14 protein-coding genes are annotated in these 14955 nt (G+C 55.7%); 10 read left to right on the top strand and 4 right to left on the bottom strand.

From position 1 onward, the window contains the following. Positions 1–108: 108 nt before the first annotated feature. From uhpC to AC6HVW_RS03800, 3 genes are all read right to left on the bottom strand, one after another. Entirely contained in the window at positions 109–1401 is a 1293-nt protein-coding gene (gene uhpC / locus AC6HVW_RS03790; protein ID WP_071680971.1) for an MFS transporter family glucose-6-phosphate receptor UhpC, read from the bottom strand. 88 nt (positions 1402–1489) lie between these two features. Then, positions 1490–3022, bottom strand: a complete 1533-nt coding sequence (locus AC6HVW_RS03795) for an MASE1 domain-containing sensor histidine kinase (RefSeq protein ID WP_071680970.1) — start codon at positions 3020–3022, stop codon at positions 1490–1492. A gap of 12 nt (positions 3023–3034) precedes the next feature. After that, positions 3035–3664, bottom strand: coding sequence for a response regulator transcription factor (locus AC6HVW_RS03800; protein WP_024486492.1), 630 nt, complete (start codon positions 3662–3664; stop codon positions 3035–3037). A 485-nt stretch (positions 3665–4149) separates the two neighbouring features. Here AC6HVW_RS03800 and AC6HVW_RS03805 point away from each other — a divergent pair, with 485 nt between their 5' ends. The 4 genes from AC6HVW_RS03805 to AC6HVW_RS03820 all read left to right on the top strand — a co-directional run bounded on the left by AC6HVW_RS03805 (position 4150) and on the right by AC6HVW_RS03820 (position 8639). Next, positions 4150–5085 carry an autoinducer 2 ABC transporter substrate-binding protein gene (locus tag AC6HVW_RS03805; protein WP_223499675.1) on the top strand — a complete coding sequence of 312 codons (936 nt, stop codon included), beginning with the start codon at positions 4150–4152 and terminating at the stop codon, positions 5083–5085. 74 nt (positions 5086–5159) lie between these two features. Then, complete coding sequence (locus AC6HVW_RS03810; protein WP_071680968.1) at positions 5160–6641, top strand: sugar ABC transporter ATP-binding protein; 1482 nt, start codon at positions 5160–5162, stop codon at positions 6639–6641. 76 nt (positions 6642–6717) lie between these two features. Next, positions 6718–7656, top strand: a complete 939-nt coding sequence (locus AC6HVW_RS03815; RefSeq protein ID WP_037375581.1) for an ABC transporter permease — start codon at positions 6718–6720, stop codon at positions 7654–7656. A 2-nt stretch (positions 7657–7658) separates the two neighbouring features. Continuing rightward, entirely contained in the window at positions 7659–8639 is a 981-nt protein-coding gene (locus AC6HVW_RS03820) for an ABC transporter permease (RefSeq protein WP_071680967.1), read from the top strand. Between the two features lie 78 nt (positions 8640–8717). Here the strand turns inward: AC6HVW_RS03820 and dpiA are convergent, their stop codons facing one another. Then, positions 8718–9404, bottom strand: coding sequence for a two-component response regulator DpiA (dpiA, locus tag AC6HVW_RS03825; protein ID WP_071680966.1), 687 nt, complete (start codon positions 9402–9404; stop codon positions 8718–8720). A gap of 323 nt (positions 9405–9727) precedes the next feature. On the opposite strand from dpiA, the gene citC reads away from it, so the two are divergent. From citC to citG, 6 genes are read left to right on the top strand one after another with little or no spacing between them, the layout of a single operon-like run. Continuing rightward, positions 9728–10810 (top strand): [citrate (pro-3S)-lyase] ligase, encoded by a 1083-nt coding sequence (citC, locus tag AC6HVW_RS03830; RefSeq protein ID WP_497569273.1) that lies wholly within the window; start codon positions 9728–9730, stop codon positions 10808–10810. Next, entirely contained in the window at positions 10807–11115 is a 309-nt protein-coding gene (gene citD, locus AC6HVW_RS03835) for a citrate lyase acyl carrier protein (RefSeq protein ID WP_071680964.1), read from the top strand. Before citC ends, citD begins: the two co-directional genes overlap by 4 nt. 7 nt (positions 11116–11122) lie before the next feature. Then, positions 11123–12016, top strand: coding sequence for a citrate (pro-3S)-lyase subunit beta (gene citE / locus AC6HVW_RS03840; RefSeq protein ID WP_059202058.1), 894 nt, complete (start codon positions 11123–11125; stop codon positions 12014–12016). Further along, on the top strand, positions 12016–13521 hold the full coding sequence (citF, locus tag AC6HVW_RS03845) for a citrate lyase subunit alpha (protein ID WP_021180303.1): 1506 nt from the start codon (positions 12016–12018) through the stop codon (positions 13519–13521). Before citE ends, citF begins: the two co-directional genes overlap by 1 nt. A 4-nt stretch (positions 13522–13525) precedes the next feature. Further along, complete coding sequence (gene citX / locus AC6HVW_RS03850; protein ID WP_071680962.1) at positions 13526–14074, top strand: citrate lyase holo-[acyl-carrier protein] synthase; 549 nt, start codon at positions 13526–13528, stop codon at positions 14072–14074. Continuing rightward, complete coding sequence (gene citG / locus AC6HVW_RS03855) at positions 14055–14948, top strand: triphosphoribosyl-dephospho-CoA synthase CitG (protein ID WP_497569274.1); 894 nt, start codon at positions 14055–14057, stop codon at positions 14946–14948. The genes citX and citG overlap by 20 nt, the downstream gene beginning before the upstream one ends. Positions 14949–14955 lie beyond the last annotated feature (7 nt).

A 14955-nucleotide genomic window follows, 5' to 3' on the forward strand; every position in this document is an offset into this window, starting at 1 on the left:
CGACGCAGAAGATAATATGTTGCACATTCGGTCCCCTCTCCCTGTGGGAGAGGGTTAGGGTGAGGGGGATTCGACTAAAAACCCTCATCATCCTGTAAAATTCATGTCTTACTGTTGTCGTATCTGCCCGGCCATCAGCAGCGGCATCAACAGCAGGCCGACGCAGGTGGCTGCCAGCGCCAGCAGGGCAAAAAAGCCATACCAGCCGTAATGCTGCAATACCTGCGCCAGCGGCCAACCGGCCAGCGCGGCACCCAGGTAGGCGAACAAACCAAGAAACCCGGTCACGGCCCCGGCCGCGTCCTTGTGGCAGTGCTCCGTGGCGGCCAGCCCGATCAGCATCTGCGGCCCAAACACAAAAAAGCCGAGGCCGAAAAAGCAGGCCGAAAGCAGCCCGTAATGGTGCAGCGGGGCCAGCCATAGAGCGGTCGTCGTCACAAAGAGTCCGATGGAGAACAGCAGGATCATCGGTGCTCGCAGGCCGCGAAACAGCAGATCCGATCCCCACCCGGCAAACAGTGCGCCAAACAGCCCACCCAGTTCAAACAGTGACAACGTGGCGTTGGCCTTCATCAGGTTGACGCCGTGGCTCTCCGCCAGCCAGATGTTGCCCCAATCGTTCAGCGCAATACGTATCAGGTACACCAGGATGTAGGACACGCCCAGCAACCAGATGGTTGGGTTGCGCAAAATGGTGTCAAACAGCATCCGTCGCATCGGCATCGCCGGGCTTTGCTGCTCTTGCCACAGCTCCAGCGGATCGCGCCGCCAGTGGCCTACGCTGGGTAATCCTTGCTGCTGCGGTTTACCGCACAGTTGCCAGCACAACCATAGCCCAATCAGCATCCCGATGGCTCCCGGTAGCAACAGCGCAGCCTGCCAACCGTAGTGTGAAGCCATAAATCCGGACAGCAACGGCACGGCCGCACCGCCCAGGCTGATCGAAGTATTCCAGGTGCCCCACCAGAAGCCTCGCTCGTTGCGCGAATACCAACTGGTGAGCATCTTGGCGCAGGGCGGCCAGCCCCAGCCCTGAAAGAAACCGTTTAACGTCCAGACCACCAGCAACGCCGTCAGCGAATGGCAAAAGGCGAACACGATGTTCAGCACGCCGGTGATAAACAGCCCGACGCCCATAAACCAGCGGGCCTGGCTGCGATCGCTGACGATGCCGGAGACAAACTTCGAGCCGCCATAGGCCAGGTAAAACAGCGTACCCAGCAGGCCGATATCCCCTTTGTCCAACCCCAGTTCGAGCTGCATCACCGGCATGGCATAGCTGACGCTCTTGCGTGTCAGATAAAATGCGCCGTAGCCGACGATCATCGAAAACATCAGGCGTGGTCGCCAGTAGCGGTAACGAGCGCTGATTTGTTCCGCGGTTAACGTGGCCGATGTCATGAGTTCCTCCGGACAGTGAGAGCAGTGTAGGGTGTTGAAAACAGGATTGGATGAGACAAGGTTTTAGGCACCTAAGACTTAGTCCTAGTCAGACGGAGTTTTTGTTCAGTTTTGTGGGCAGGTTAACAATTATGCGCGTGCCATTACGCCGATGGAGCCGCCAATCGCCCCCCAATGCGCGCACTCGCTCTTCGATACCGCGCAGGCCAAAGCCGCTGGTAGGTTGCAACGGCATACCCTGGCCGTCGTCACGGACTTCCAGAGTGATCGTCTGGTGGGTTTGCGTCAGGCTTAAATGCACATGGCTGGCGCAGGCGTGTTTGCTGATGTTATTGAGCAGTTCCTGTGCCACGCGGTAGAGGGTAAATACCAGGGTTTCATCATCTGGCGTGGCTGGCAGGCGGTAATCCAGCTGGAAGCTGATCCCCTGTTCGGCAAAGGAAAACTCGTCGGCCAGGTGATGTAGGGCCTTGTCCAGCTCCATCTCTTCCAACACCGGTGGACGCAGTTGCCGTAGCAGGGTGCGGGTGGTGTGGTGGATGCGTTGCGATAGCGAATCGATCTGCTCCGCGGCCAGGCGGGTGGCCGGGGCGGTGGCGCTGCGGTTCACCAACATTGCCTGGATCTGAATGGCGGTAATATTCTGGCCGATCTCGTCATGCAACTCGCGAGCGATGGCCTTGCGCACCTCTTCTTCGGTACCCACCAGCCGTTCCATCAGGTGTCTTTTGGCCGCCAGTTCCTGCTCCAACTGCTGACGATAGCGCTGTAGTTTTTGCGCCAATTGCTGCTGACGGCTGATGGCAATCCCCAGACCAATCCCCAACAGCGCCTGGGTAGAAAGGAATAGCTCCAACTCTTGCAGACCCTGAAACGCGCCACCAGCCTGGCGGGTGAGGGTGATCATCACGCTGCCAAACAGCGCCGCCAGGACGCCCCCTTGCCAGCCAAAGCGATAAGCCATGAACACGTTGGGCAGAAAGATAAAGATCAGCAGCAGCCGCTCCATCTGCGGGGCGATCGCCAGTTGCACGCAAATCCCCATGGTGAGAAACAGTGAACACCACAGCAGAAGAGAGGTGCGTAGCTGTGGTGTCGAGGGGCGCGGAACGGGCATCGACGTCACCAGTTGCTGGCGCAGGTAGGTATAAATCAGATAGACGAAAGGCACCAGCAGTACGCCGCCGGTAAAGCTGGTCAGCAAGGTTTGACTGATACTGGATGGCAGCCAGACTCCTGCCAACAACCCGCACAGCAACGCATTGGCCGCGATGGCCGCCAGCAATAGCGATAGCCGTTGCCAATACAGGTGATAGCGATACCACAGCCGCTGAGTGCCCCATGCTGGTAGCAGGCTTAACAACGGTAGCAATAGCACCAAGCGATCGCTCAGCAATTGCTGGTCATACAGCCATAGCAGCGTAGCGGCTTCCGCCAATAACAGCGTGGGCCAGTAACGCCGGGGCAGCAGGATCAGCAGCGCTAGTCGCAGCCCTTGGGGAAACAGCAGCACGGCCTGCTCGCCGTCATGGCTCAGGTGCAGGCTAATGGTCCACAGGGCTAGCCAACTGAGCGTAAAAAACAGCGCCAGAAACAGCGAAAGCGCCAGGCGGCGCACCATTGGCGGCACCGGCTAACTCCCGGCAAGCAGTTGATGTTGCAGAGCGAAATGCACCAGTTCCACGGTCGTGTCGCAATGCAGTTTGCCGAGGATGTTGGCGCGGTGCACCTGCACGGTCTTATGGCTTAAGGTCAACTGTTGGGCGATGGTTTTGACACTCAGGCCGTTGACCAGCAGATCGAAGATCTCTTTCTCGCGCGGGGTGAGTACCTGCAATTCTTTCGGTGGCTGCGGAGTATGGCGCAGCGCGCGCAAGGCATCCGCGCACAGGTAAAGCCCACCGCTGCTGACGGCGCGCACCGCCTGCACCAATTCATGGGGGCCGCAGCGTTTGGTGAGATAACCACCGGCCCCGGCATCGATAGCGCTTTGCACGAAGGCATTGGTGTCATAGATGCTGAGGATGATGGCGCGAAAGGTGGGACGCTGTTGGCGTAAACGCTGGAGCAGGCTAAGGCCACTTTCGTTCGGCATGGCGATATCCAGCACCGCCACGTCGATCGGATCGCGCAGCAAGTGTGGCCATGCCTGTGCCGCCGAGTCGAACTGGCCGACGATACGGATATCCTCTTCCAACGACAGTAACTGGGCAAACCCGGAACGAACCACCACGTGGTCGTCTATCAGCGCAACGTTAATCATAGGCCTGTAACAAAGTGTGAGATTTTCCGCATCATGCGCAGGAAAACTCTGGCTGGCAACTGTTGCGCTGCAAAATGGAAGGGAGTTAACAGATTGGCATTAAAATGGCCTGCCGCATCGATCCAGAGTATCCCTGTCACCAGCGCTGTTATTGCCTTCCTGACGGTTATTTTTACGCATTTCGCCTCGTTTATCCCCTCAGGAGCATGACCCCCGTCGCAAACCGGGAAGGTTGCAAGTTTGTCCATATAAATAGCATTCAAAGATATGGGGGAAATCGCTATCGAGGCTGTAGAGTCCCCCTACGGGAATGTTGTACAGATGTAAAATCGGCATCCCGGTAAATCGTCACTAACAATAAAATATAAATAATACCAATGAGTTACCTCGCTATTTGGCGGTTATGCCTCAACCTACATTAGATCCGGGAGTGTTAGATGAAAAAATTGAGTGTGAAAACGTTATTGGCGGCTAGCCTGTTCAGCATGCTGGTGGGCTCGGGCGGTGCATTGGCGCAAGAAGTGGAAGTCGTCAATATTTCGAAAATCGCGGGAATGCCCTGGTTCAACCGCATGGGTGAAGGTGTGGAACGTGCCGGTAAAGACCTGGGTATCAAAGCCTATCAAGTCGGCCCATCCAGTACCGATGCTCCACAACAGGTTAAAATTATTGAAGATTTAATCGCCAAGAAAGTCAGTGCCATCAGTATCGTGCCGAACGATGCCGATGTATTGGAGCCCGTCTTCAAGAAAGCGCGTGACGCCGGTATCGTGGTATTAACCAACGAATCACCAGGGCAGCCTAGCGCTAACTGGGATATTGAAATCATTGATAACGCCAAATTTGCCGCCGACAACGTGGAAGAAATGGCAAAAGCGATGGGCGGCAAGGGTGGGTATGTCATTTATGTCGGCAGCCTAACCGTGCCACAGCATAACCTGTGGGCAGATTTGTTTGTTAAGTACCAGAAAGCGCATTATCCGGAAATGTTTGAAGTGACTAGCCGTATGCCCGTCGCCGAGAGCATTGATGACTCACGCCGCACCACACTGGATCTGATGAAAGCGCATAGCGACCTGAAAGGGATTGTGGCCTTCGGTTCACAAGGCCCAATTGGTGCAGGCCGTGCAGTGAAAGAGAAGCGGGCGAAAAACAATGTCCACGTATTCGGCATGATGATCCCCTCTCAGGCAGCCTCGCTGATTAAAAGTGGTGATATCGCCATGGGTGTCACTTATGACCCAGGTTCTGCTGGATATGCACTGACCGCCGTTGCTGACAAAGTGCTTAAAGGTGAGAAGATCGAAACAGGCATGGAGATCCCTGGGGTGGGTAAAGCGGAGGTTGATCAGGATAAACACCTGATTCAGTTCCACAATGTACTGCGAGTTACCAAAGATAACGTGGATTCTCTGTATTAATTCCCCCGCATTACCGCAGAGCCGGACCCCTTGTTCGGCTCTGTAAACAATGCCCGCCTGGAGTAAGAGGATGTATGCAGCCATTTATTACCCTGGAAAATATCAGTAAAACCTTTTATGGCGTCAAGGCGCTGAATAAGGTGGCTATGACCCTGTTACCGGGTGAGGTACATTGCCTCGCTGGGCAGAACGGTTGTGGCAAATCAACACTGATCAAGATTATCTCCGGTGTTTACCAACCCGATAGAGATGCCGCCATTATTATTGATGGCAAAACCTATTCAACCCTGACCCCTATTGAGTCTGTACGCTTGGGGATCCAGGTCATTTATCAGGATTTATCCTTATTCCCGAATCTGACCGTGGCTGAGAATATCGCCATGAACCATTATCACCATCAGCTGTGGGTGAATAAACGTCAGATGCGGGAGACCGCCGAGCGCGTCATTAACAGCATTGATGCCCACCTTAATCTGGACGAATTGGTTGAGAATTTATCCATCGCCCAGAAACAGTTAGTCGCTATCTGCCGTGCACTGGCACAAGATGCCCGCCTCATTGTGATGGATGAACCAACCGCGTCGCTGACACGGCAAGAAGTTAACGGCTTGCTACGGGTGGTGCATGAGCTGAAATCACGCAATATCTGCGTGGTATTTGTGAGCCACCGGTTGAGCGAAGTGCTGGAGATTTCAGACCGTATTACCGTGCTGAAAGATGGCCAGTGGGTTGGAACCCACCCCGCCGCTGAAGTGGATAATCAACGCCTAGCCTGGCTGATGACGGATATGAAATTTGATTTTCAGGTGCTACCGCCTTATAGCGCAGCACGCCCGGTCGTGATGGCAGTGGAAGCGCTTTCCCGTGGCAATGAATATCAGGATATCTCACTGGCTTTGCATCCTGGCGAAATTGTCGCGCTGGTTGGTTTGCTGGGGTCTGGCCGCACAGAGCTGTGCCTCAGTCTATTTGGTTTAACCAAACCCGAGTCGGGCAGCATCAGTATCAATGGTAAGCCAATGCGGTTCGCCAGTAACCGCGATGCCATTGCTGCCGGTGTGGGCTATGTCTCGGAAGACCGGATGAGCACTGGGCTGATTATGGAGCAATCAATCCGCGACAATATCAGTGCCACGGTATTACACCGGCTTAAAAATGCCTTGCACCTGATGCGGGCCGAGCGAGTCGACACACTGGTCGAAGACATGGTGAAACACCTGTCGATCAAAATCGGTAATAGCGACCTGCCGGTCAATACGTTATCCGGTGGAAATGCCCAGCGTATTGCCATCGCCAAATGGCTGGCAACCGACCCGCAAATACTGATCCTCGACTCGCCGACCGTTGGGGTCGACATCGCCAACAAGGCAGGCATTTATAATATTATCAATGCATTGGCGGCGCGGGGGATTGCGGTATTAATGGTTTGTGATGAGATTGATGAAGCTTACTTTAATAGCCACCGTATTCTGGTTATGCGGTCCGGCCGGCTTGTCCAGGAGTTCTTGCCGAGTAACTGCAGCGAAGCTGCCATTGCGGAGGTAGTCAATGGCTAATCCCCATGCACTCAATAAGCCTGATGTAGGCAAAACAGGTTTATTTAATAAAGAGCATCTAAAACGCCACGAAGTTATGTTGGCTTTTACCCTATTGATTATTTCGACTTATCTTGCTTTCACCAGCCCAGAATTTCTGACGCTCGCCAATATTTATGACTTGATAAATAACTATGCCATGCTGACCATTTTGGCGTGTGGGTTTTTTATCGTTTTGATTTCTGGCGGTATTGACATTTCATTCCCGGCGATGACCATTATCTCGCAATATGTCATGGTGACATTCATTGCGAAGTTTGGCGGTAATTTCCCGGTGGCTTTCGCGTTGGCAGGAGGCATCGGCTTGTTGCTGGGGTTGATCAACGCGCTCTTGGTTAATCGCCTGCGGGTACCGTCCATCATTATTACCATTTCCACGCTGAATATCTTCTACGGGTTGCTGCTGTATCTCAGCCGGGGCGTCTGGCTGTATACCTATCCGGAATGGTTCGAACATGGGCCAATGCTGTTCTCCTTCACCGCCGCTGACGGCTATGACTATGGCCTTTCGCTGCCCATTTTGACCTTGCTGGCGACGATTATTGTCACTGCTTTGGTGATGACTCGCACCAGCATTGGCCGGCAAATTTATGCGTTGGGCGGTAATCAGGAGGCGGCATCCCGCATGGGGTTCAGCATTGTTAAGCTGCAACTGTTTGTTTATGGCTATATGGGTTTTTTATCCGGCATCGCCGGTGTGGTGCAGTCCTATACCGTTTTGACGGTGGCACCGGACTCGTTGCTCGGTTATGAACTCACCGTGCTGGCGGCGGTGGTGCTGGGCGGAACCAGTATTGTTGGCGGGCGCGGGACCCTAACCGGCACTCTGCTCGGAGTGATCTTGCTGGCAATATTGCAAAATGGTCTGAATTTACTGGGTATTTCGTCGTACTGGCATAGCGTGGTGATCGGTCTGGTGATAGTCATCAGTATCAGTGTGACAGCCTGGGGCCAACGTCATAAGGTAGGGATATAACCATGTCGAAAACAACTCAACGTGATCATACCGAGCGCTGGTTGGTGGCACTGCTGGTGCTGGTGGCGGGCGTGTTCAGTGTGCTGATCCCACAGGTATTCTGGTCTGCGGCCAATTTCCAATCCATCGCCTCACAGATCCCCGTCGTGGGGATATTGACGCTGGCAATGGCGATCACCATGCTGACCGGTGGCATCAACTTATCCATTATTGCCACTGCGAATGCCAGTGCGCTGGTCATGGCCTGGGTGTGTACCCATCTTGAGCCAACGTTCATTTCAATGATGGTGATGCTGTTGGCGGGAGTATCGGTTGCCTTGGTAGTGGGGATCATTAATGGGGTGCTTATCTCGGTGGTTCGGGTATCCCCCATTCTGGCAACACTCGGCATCATGACTTTGCTCAAAGGGATCAATGTGCTGATCTCCAAAGGCTCGGCGATTTCAAACTTTCCGAGCTATGTGCTGGCATTGGATCGCAGCTATTTCCTCGGGGTTCCAGTCCCGCTTTATCTGTTTGCTGTGGTGGCGTTGCTGCTTTGGCTTGTGTTGGCCAAGACCCCGCTAGGCCGTCAGATATACCTGTCCGGCTCCAACGAGAAAGCCACCTTTTTCTCTGGCATTAATACCCGCCGCACGCTGATTTGGGTTTATGTAATTTCCTCGTTACTGTGCGCCGTCGCGGCGTTGCTGATGATGTCCAAACTCAACTCGGCCAAAGCCTCCTACGGCGAGTCACTGTTGCTTATCACTATCCTGGCGACGGTATTGGGCGGGGTAAATCCTGATGGTGGATTTGGTAAGGTCTTCGGCATTGTGCTAGCGCTATTCCTGTTGCAAATGCTGGAGAGCGGGCTAAATATCATGGGGGTCAGTAGTTATATCACCATGGCACTGTGGGGTTCGCTACTGCTGGCGTTTATCTTTGTCAAAGGTGCGAAGGTCCCGGCATTGCGTTTCTTAAGGCAGAACAAGCCGTTGTAGTGATAGTGCAAGTTCACCAAACAGGTTCGACAGCCCCAGGAGCAGCCCACTACATCACTGTATGTTGGGCGCTCCTGTTTAACCATGGCTTGCTGAACGATAGATCCGCTGGGGTCTGCCCACCTTGCCGTAAATAATCTCCGCCACTAATTGATCGTTGGCGCTAAAAAACTCCAGGTAGCGCCGGGCGGTGGTGCGGCTCAGCCCAATTTGTTGTGCCACGCTTTCTGCCGTATGACGCACTTGCGGATCTTCGAACAAAGCGCGGATCTTCATCAGCGTCAGCTCATCAATGCCGGTGGGCAATGCGGCCTGATCGCCACCGCGGGCGTAGGTGTTGAACATCTCATCGATACGGCGTTGGTTGACCCGCGCCTTGTCTTTCAGCGCTTCGCGCCGTTGGCTAAAGCGTTGCAGGGTTTGCGCCAGGCGGTCATAGGCCAGGGGTTTGATCAGGTAATCGAACACGCCATAGCGCAGCGCTTCGGCCACGGTGTCCATATCGCTGGCGGCGGTGATAAACACAATGCCACCGCTGTAGCCTTGTAGCGTCAGTTCGCGCAGTAGTTCTATGCCTTGGCCGTCCGGCAGGAAATTATCCAGCAGGATCAGATCGGGTTTGAAACGCTCGGTCATCGTGCGTGCCTGTGCCAGGGTACCCGCCAGCCAAATCTGCCGGCATCCGCCATTCTGCTTGATGAATTCCGCATGCATTTCTGCCAACGGCGTTTCATCCTCAACAATCAGAATATTTAGCCACTCCATGTTAATTCCCCGTTGCTTAATTACGTTGCTAATTAAATCTCAGCGAGATGGTTATTTAATTAAACACTATGTCGCTAATAAAAACTATAAAAATAATTAAGAAAATAAAAACCATTAAACAACTTATTTACTGCGGGTAGATTGTGAAATAGGTCAATAATCAGGGCGTTATTTGTGTTTAACATGGCGCCATTAAATACCCCGTTCGTGTTATGGACCATTTCAACTCGATGGTTTTTAAGGTTTTTATTACACCTTAATGTTAACTGTAATGGGATTTTGTATTTCAAATGTTATTGATAAGTTATTTTAGAGAGACTGACATGCTGGGCGATACCGTATTTACTCGGGTGAAAAGATCGGATCACAAAAATATAGCGGCAATTAATGCTTTTTTGCGTAGTAACGATCTGAATATTGATACCACGGTCGAGGTTTTTATCACCGTGACCCAGGGCGAGCAATTGGTTGCCTGCGGAGGTATCGCCGAAAATATTATCAAATGCGTGGCCATCAGCCCGCAAATGCGCGGTGAAGGCCTGGCGTTATCATTGGCGACCGAACTGGTGAATCTGGCCTATGAGCGCCATCACACCCAGCTGTTTATCTACACCAAAGTGCAGAATGAGGCGCTGTTTCGCCAGTGCGGTTTCTATCCGATTGCCAGCGTGCCGGGCATCGTGGTGCTGATGGAAAACAGCCCGTGTCGCCTGAAGCGTTACGCCGCGCAACTGGCCAGCGAGCGCCAGCCGGGCGACACCATTGGCAGCATCGTGATGAATGCCAACCCCTTTACCCGTGGCCATCAATATCTGGTACGGGAAGCCGCCGCCCAATGTGACTGGCTGCATCTGTTCCTGGTGAAGGAAAACACCTCGCGCTTCCCGTATGAAGATCGCCGCGATCTGGTACTGAAGGGCACCGAGGGGATCACCAATCTGACGGTGCATGAGGGGTCGCAATACGTGATCTCCCGTGCCACTTTCCCTTGCTACTTCATTAAAGAGCAGGGGGTTGCCGACGACTGTTACACCGAAATCGATCTGAAAATCTTCCGCCAGTATCTGGCCCCCGCGTTGGGCATCACGCATCGATTTGTCGGCAACGAACCGTTCTGCGCCGTAACGGCGAAATACAACCGCGACATGCGTTATTGGCTGGAAACTCCGGCGCTGCCTAGCCCACCGATCGAACTGGTGGAAATTGAGCGCTTGCAGTACCAGGGCACGGCGATCTCTGCCTCCTGGGTGCGCAAGCTGCTGGCCGCGGGAGACTTTCACGCCGCCGCGCCTTTGGTGCCGAAAGACACGCTGTACTACCTGCAGGATCTGCAGGATCTGCAGGCACAGCGCCGGGCCAAGCCAGTACCGCAAGAATTTGAGTCCGCACAATCAGGTGAACAATGAAAATAATCCGAGAAGCAATGGCCGGCACGCTGGAATCCAGCGATGTCATGGTCCGTATCGCGCCAGCAGAGGGCCCGGAACACGATCTGCTGATTGCCAGCAGCGTGGAAAAACAGTTCGGCGATGCCATCCGCCACACACTGTTGCAGGTTTTGCAGCAGTACGACGTGCCGCCGGTGCAGGTGATTGTCGACGATAAAGGCGCACTGGACTGTGTGCTGCGTGCACGGCTGGAAACCGCGCTGATGCGTGCCAGCGAAACCGCCACGCTGCCTTGGGAGGAACGCCGTGAAAACGCTGAATAAACACCGCATGCGCCGCAGCATGCTTTTCGTACCGGGGGCAAATGCCGCCATGGTCAGCAACGCCTTTATCTATCAGGCCGATGCGTTGATGTTCGATCTGGAAGACTCGGTGATCCTGCGTGAGAAAGACGCGGCCCGTCGCCTGGTGTATCACGCGCTGCAACACCCGCTGTATCAGGAAGTTGAAACCATTGTGCGCGTTAACGCCTTGGATTCAGCCTATGGCCTGGCGGATCTGCAAGCGGTGGTGCGGGGCGGGGCGGATATCGTCCGTCTGCCAAAAACCGACACCGCGCAGGACGTGGTGGATATGGAGCGTGAAATCGCCGCCATTGAACGTGCCTGTGGTCGCCCGGTCGGCAGCACTGGCCTGCTGGCGGCGATCGAGTCCGCACAGGGCATCACCAACGCGGTGGCGATTGCGCAGGCTTCCCCAAGGTTGATCGGGATTGCGCTGGGTGCCGAAGACTATGTGCGTAATCTGCGTACCGAGCGCTCGCCGGAAGGCATTGAACTGCTGTTCGCCCGTTGCTCACTGTTGCAGGCTGCCCGCTCGGCCGGGATCCAGGCGTTCGATACCGTCTATTCCGATGCCAACAATGAAGCGGGTTTCCTACAGGAAGCGGCGCTGATCAAACAGCTGGGTTTTGACGGTAAATCCCTGATTAACCCACGCCAGATCGAACTATTGCACAACCTGTATGCGCCAACCGCCAAAGAAGTGGCTCATGCCCAGCGAGTGGTCGATGCGGCAGAAGCGGCAGAAAAAGAGGGGCGCGGCGTGGTTTCGCTGAACGGCAAGATGGTCGATAGCCCGGTGATTGAACGGGCCCGTCTGGTACTGCAACGCGCAGCGCTTTCCGGCGTGCGTGAAGAACCGAACCACAGCGAGGAAGCATGATGAAACGCCAACAACGCCTGATGACCTTGAACAATCACGCCGAGATGCGGCTTTATCAGGAAGCCTCCAAGGCCAACCTGCAGGCGCGTAAACCGCGCGATATCAAACGTTGTGAGTCGCTGGAAGTGGCGATCCGCCGCAGCGGCCTGCAGGACGGCATGACCATCTCTTTCCACCACGCATTCCGTGGCGGCGATCTGGCCCTCAACCAGGTGATGGATGTGCTGGCGAAGATGGGCTTCCGCAACCTGACGCTGGCCTCCAGTTCATTGACCGATTGCCATGCGCCGCTGGTCGGCCATATCCGCAACGGGGTGGTAAGCCGTATTTATACCTCCGGCCTGCGTGGGCCGTTGGCAGACGCCATTTCGCGCGGCCTGCTGAAAGAGCCGGTGCAGGTTCACTCGCACGGTGGCCGGGTCAACCTGGTCGAGTCGGGTGAGTTGCAGATCGACGTTGCCTTCCTCGGAGTGCCAACCTGCGATGAGTTCGGCAATGCCAACGGTTATACCGGCGATGCCTGCTGCGGTTCGCTCGGCTATGCCAAGGTGGATGCCGCAGCGGCCCGTAGCGTGGTGCTGCTGACCGAAGCGATCGTGCCTTATCCGCATCATCCCGCCAGCCTGGCACAGGATCAGGTCGATCTGATCGTGCAGTTGGAGCGAGTAGGGGATGCGGACAAGATCGGGGCCGATGCCACGCGTATGACCTCCAACCCGCGTGAGCTGCTGATTGCCCGCCGTGCTGCCGAAGTGATCGTCGACTCTGGCTACTTTACCGAAGGCTTTTCCCTCCAGACCGGCACCGGTGGCGCTTCGTTGGCCGTAACCCGCTTCCTGGAAGACAAGATGCGCGCTCGTGGCGTTCGCGCCGGTTTTGCACTGGGCGGCATCACCTCCACCATGGTGGATCTGCATGAGAAAGGCCTGATCGGTAAGCTGCTGGACGTGCAGAGCTTTGACCGTGCGGCAGCTATGTCATTGGCTCGTAATCCAAACCATATCGAGATCAGCGCCAATCAGTACGCCAACTTCAGCTCCAAGGGCGCGTCGGTTGATCGTCTGGACGTGGTGGTGCTGAGCGCGCTGGAAATTGACACCGGCTTTAACGTTAACGTGCTGACCGGCTCCGACGGGGTGATCCGTGGCGCTTCCGGTGGCCACTGTGATACCGCAGCGGCGGCACGGTTGGCGATTATTGTCGCGCCATTGGTGCGTGGCCGCATTCCTACGCTGGTTGAGCAGGTGACTACCTGCGTTACGCCGGGCTCCAGCATCGACATTCTGGTGACCGACCACGGTATTGCCGTAAACCCTGCTCGCCCAGAACTGGCGCAGAGATTACGTGATGCTGGCCTGCAGGTGGTCACCATCGAATGGCTGCGTGAGCGTGCGCTGGTACTGACCGGCGAACCGAAACCAATCGCCTTTACCGACAACGTGGTGGCCGTGGTGCGCTATCGCGACGGTTCGGTGATTGACGTCGTACATCAGGTCGCGGAGTAACGCTATGGCTTACATCTCCCCCGAATTGGCCGCCAGCCGCGCCGTAAGTTTGCCCGAACTGCTTTCCAGCCGTGAATGCCGGCAGGCACGGCAACAGGAGTGGCTGGCGCGCCATCCTACCGCCACGTTGGTGGTGCTCACACTCGTGGTGCCGGGGGCGGTGAAAGACAGCCCCATGACGCGGCGCGTGTTCAATCTGGGAAGGCAAGCGCTGCAGCAGATGTATCGCCAGCAAGGTTGGCTTTGTTTGCAGCAGAAGACCCTGGCGCTGCCCACTGGCTGCGAAGGCTATTTGGCGCTGCAAGCCGATGCCCGCGCGGTGAAAGAGGCCACCATCCAACTGGAAATCCAGCAGCCGATTGGCCGCCTGTGGGATATCGATGTGCTGACCCCGCAAGGGAAGATCCTGTCGCGGCGCGAACTTGGGCTGCCTGAACGCAGCTGTCTGCTGTGCAATCAGCCAGCCAAGATTTGCGCCCGCCAACAGAGCCACAGCACCGAACAACTGCTCAATGCAATGGAAAGGATGCTCAATGATGCACTCCCAGCCTGATTGGCAGCCGACGGTTACAGATCTTTCGCACAGCCAGCGCTTTGCCCGCGACGCCTATCGGGCGCTGTTGGTGGAGGTCAACCTGACGCCGAAACCGGGGTTGGTCGATCGCCATAACAACGGCGCGCATCGCGACATGGATATTGGCCATTTCTACCGTAGCTCAAGGGCGATTGGCCGGTGGCTGCCCTATTTTATCCGCCAGGGTATGGCCGATGCCGCTTTGCCTGCCGAGCAGCAGCTTGCACGTCTGCGCCCATTGGGGATGGCCTGTGAAGAACAGATGTTCCACGCCACCGGCGGCATCAACACCCATAAAGGCAGCGTGTTCTCGCTGGGGCTGTTGTGCTGCGCCTCCGGCCGCTTACAGCAACAACAACGGCAGATTGACGCCCAAAGCCTGTGTGGCGAAGTAGCCGAGATGTGCCGTGGGTTGGTCAGCCGGGAGCTGCAACGTAACAACGCGGGCCAGACGGCAGGGCAACGGCTATTTGCCGAGTTTGGCCTGAGCGGTGCCCGTGGTGAGGCTGAATCCGGCTTTCAGCGGGTGATCGGCGGTGCGTTACCGCTGTATCACCAGAGGATCGCCAGTGGTTGTGGAGAACAGGTCGCGCTGCTGGACAGCCTGCTGTGGCTGATGGCGCATAACGATGATACCAACGTCGCCTCGCGGGGCGGCATTAAAGGGCTGCGCTGGTTACAACACTATGCCAGCCAGTTATTGGCACAGGGAGGGGCAGGTACGGCGCAAGGAATTGCCCGTTTGCGGCAGTTCGACGTTGCGTGCATCGCCCGCAATCTTAGCCCCGGCGGCAGTGCCGATTTATTGATAGTCACCTGGCTGTTGGCGCAGTTGCCGCAGGCGGGGGCTTAAAAAAATA

It is taken from the genome of Serratia sp. NCCP-200 (genome assembly GCF_059697885.1).

Excerpts from the sequence above, each read along its gene's own strand:
- uhpC (WP_071680971.1), bottom strand. The coding sequence starts at position 1,401 with ATGACATCGGCCACGTTAACCGCGGAACAAATCAGCGCTCGTTACCGC.
- AC6HVW_RS03795 (WP_071680970.1), bottom strand. The coding sequence starts at position 3,022 with ATGGTGCGCCGCCTGGCGCTTTCGCTGTTTCTGGCGCTGTTTTTTACG.
- AC6HVW_RS03800 (WP_024486492.1), bottom strand. The coding sequence starts at position 3,664 with ATGATTAACGTTGCGCTGATAGACGACCACGTGGTGGTTCGTTCCGGG.
- AC6HVW_RS03805 (WP_223499675.1), top strand. The coding sequence starts at position 4,150 with ATGCTGGTGGGCTCGGGCGGTGCATTGGCGCAAGAAGTGGAAGTCGTC.
- AC6HVW_RS03810 (WP_071680968.1), top strand. The coding sequence starts at position 5,160 with ATGCAGCCATTTATTACCCTGGAAAATATCAGTAAAACCTTTTATGGC.
- AC6HVW_RS03815 (WP_037375581.1), top strand. The coding sequence starts at position 6,718 with ATGTTGGCTTTTACCCTATTGATTATTTCGACTTATCTTGCTTTCACC.
- AC6HVW_RS03820 (WP_071680967.1), top strand. The coding sequence starts at position 7,659 with ATGTCGAAAACAACTCAACGTGATCATACCGAGCGCTGGTTGGTGGCA.
- dpiA (WP_071680966.1), bottom strand. The coding sequence starts at position 9,404 with ATGGAGTGGCTAAATATTCTGATTGTTGAGGATGAAACGCCGTTGGCA.
- citC (WP_497569273.1), top strand. The coding sequence starts at position 9,728 with ATGCTGGGCGATACCGTATTTACTCGGGTGAAAAGATCGGATCACAAA.
- citD (WP_071680964.1), top strand. The coding sequence starts at position 10,807 with ATGAAAATAATCCGAGAAGCAATGGCCGGCACGCTGGAATCCAGCGAT.
- citE (WP_059202058.1), top strand. The coding sequence starts at position 11,123 with ATGCGCCGCAGCATGCTTTTCGTACCGGGGGCAAATGCCGCCATGGTC.
- citF (WP_021180303.1), top strand. The coding sequence starts at position 12,016 with ATGAAACGCCAACAACGCCTGATGACCTTGAACAATCACGCCGAGATG.
- citX (WP_071680962.1), top strand. The coding sequence starts at position 13,526 with ATGGCTTACATCTCCCCCGAATTGGCCGCCAGCCGCGCCGTAAGTTTG.
- citG (WP_497569274.1), top strand. The coding sequence starts at position 14,055 with ATGATGCACTCCCAGCCTGATTGGCAGCCGACGGTTACAGATCTTTCG.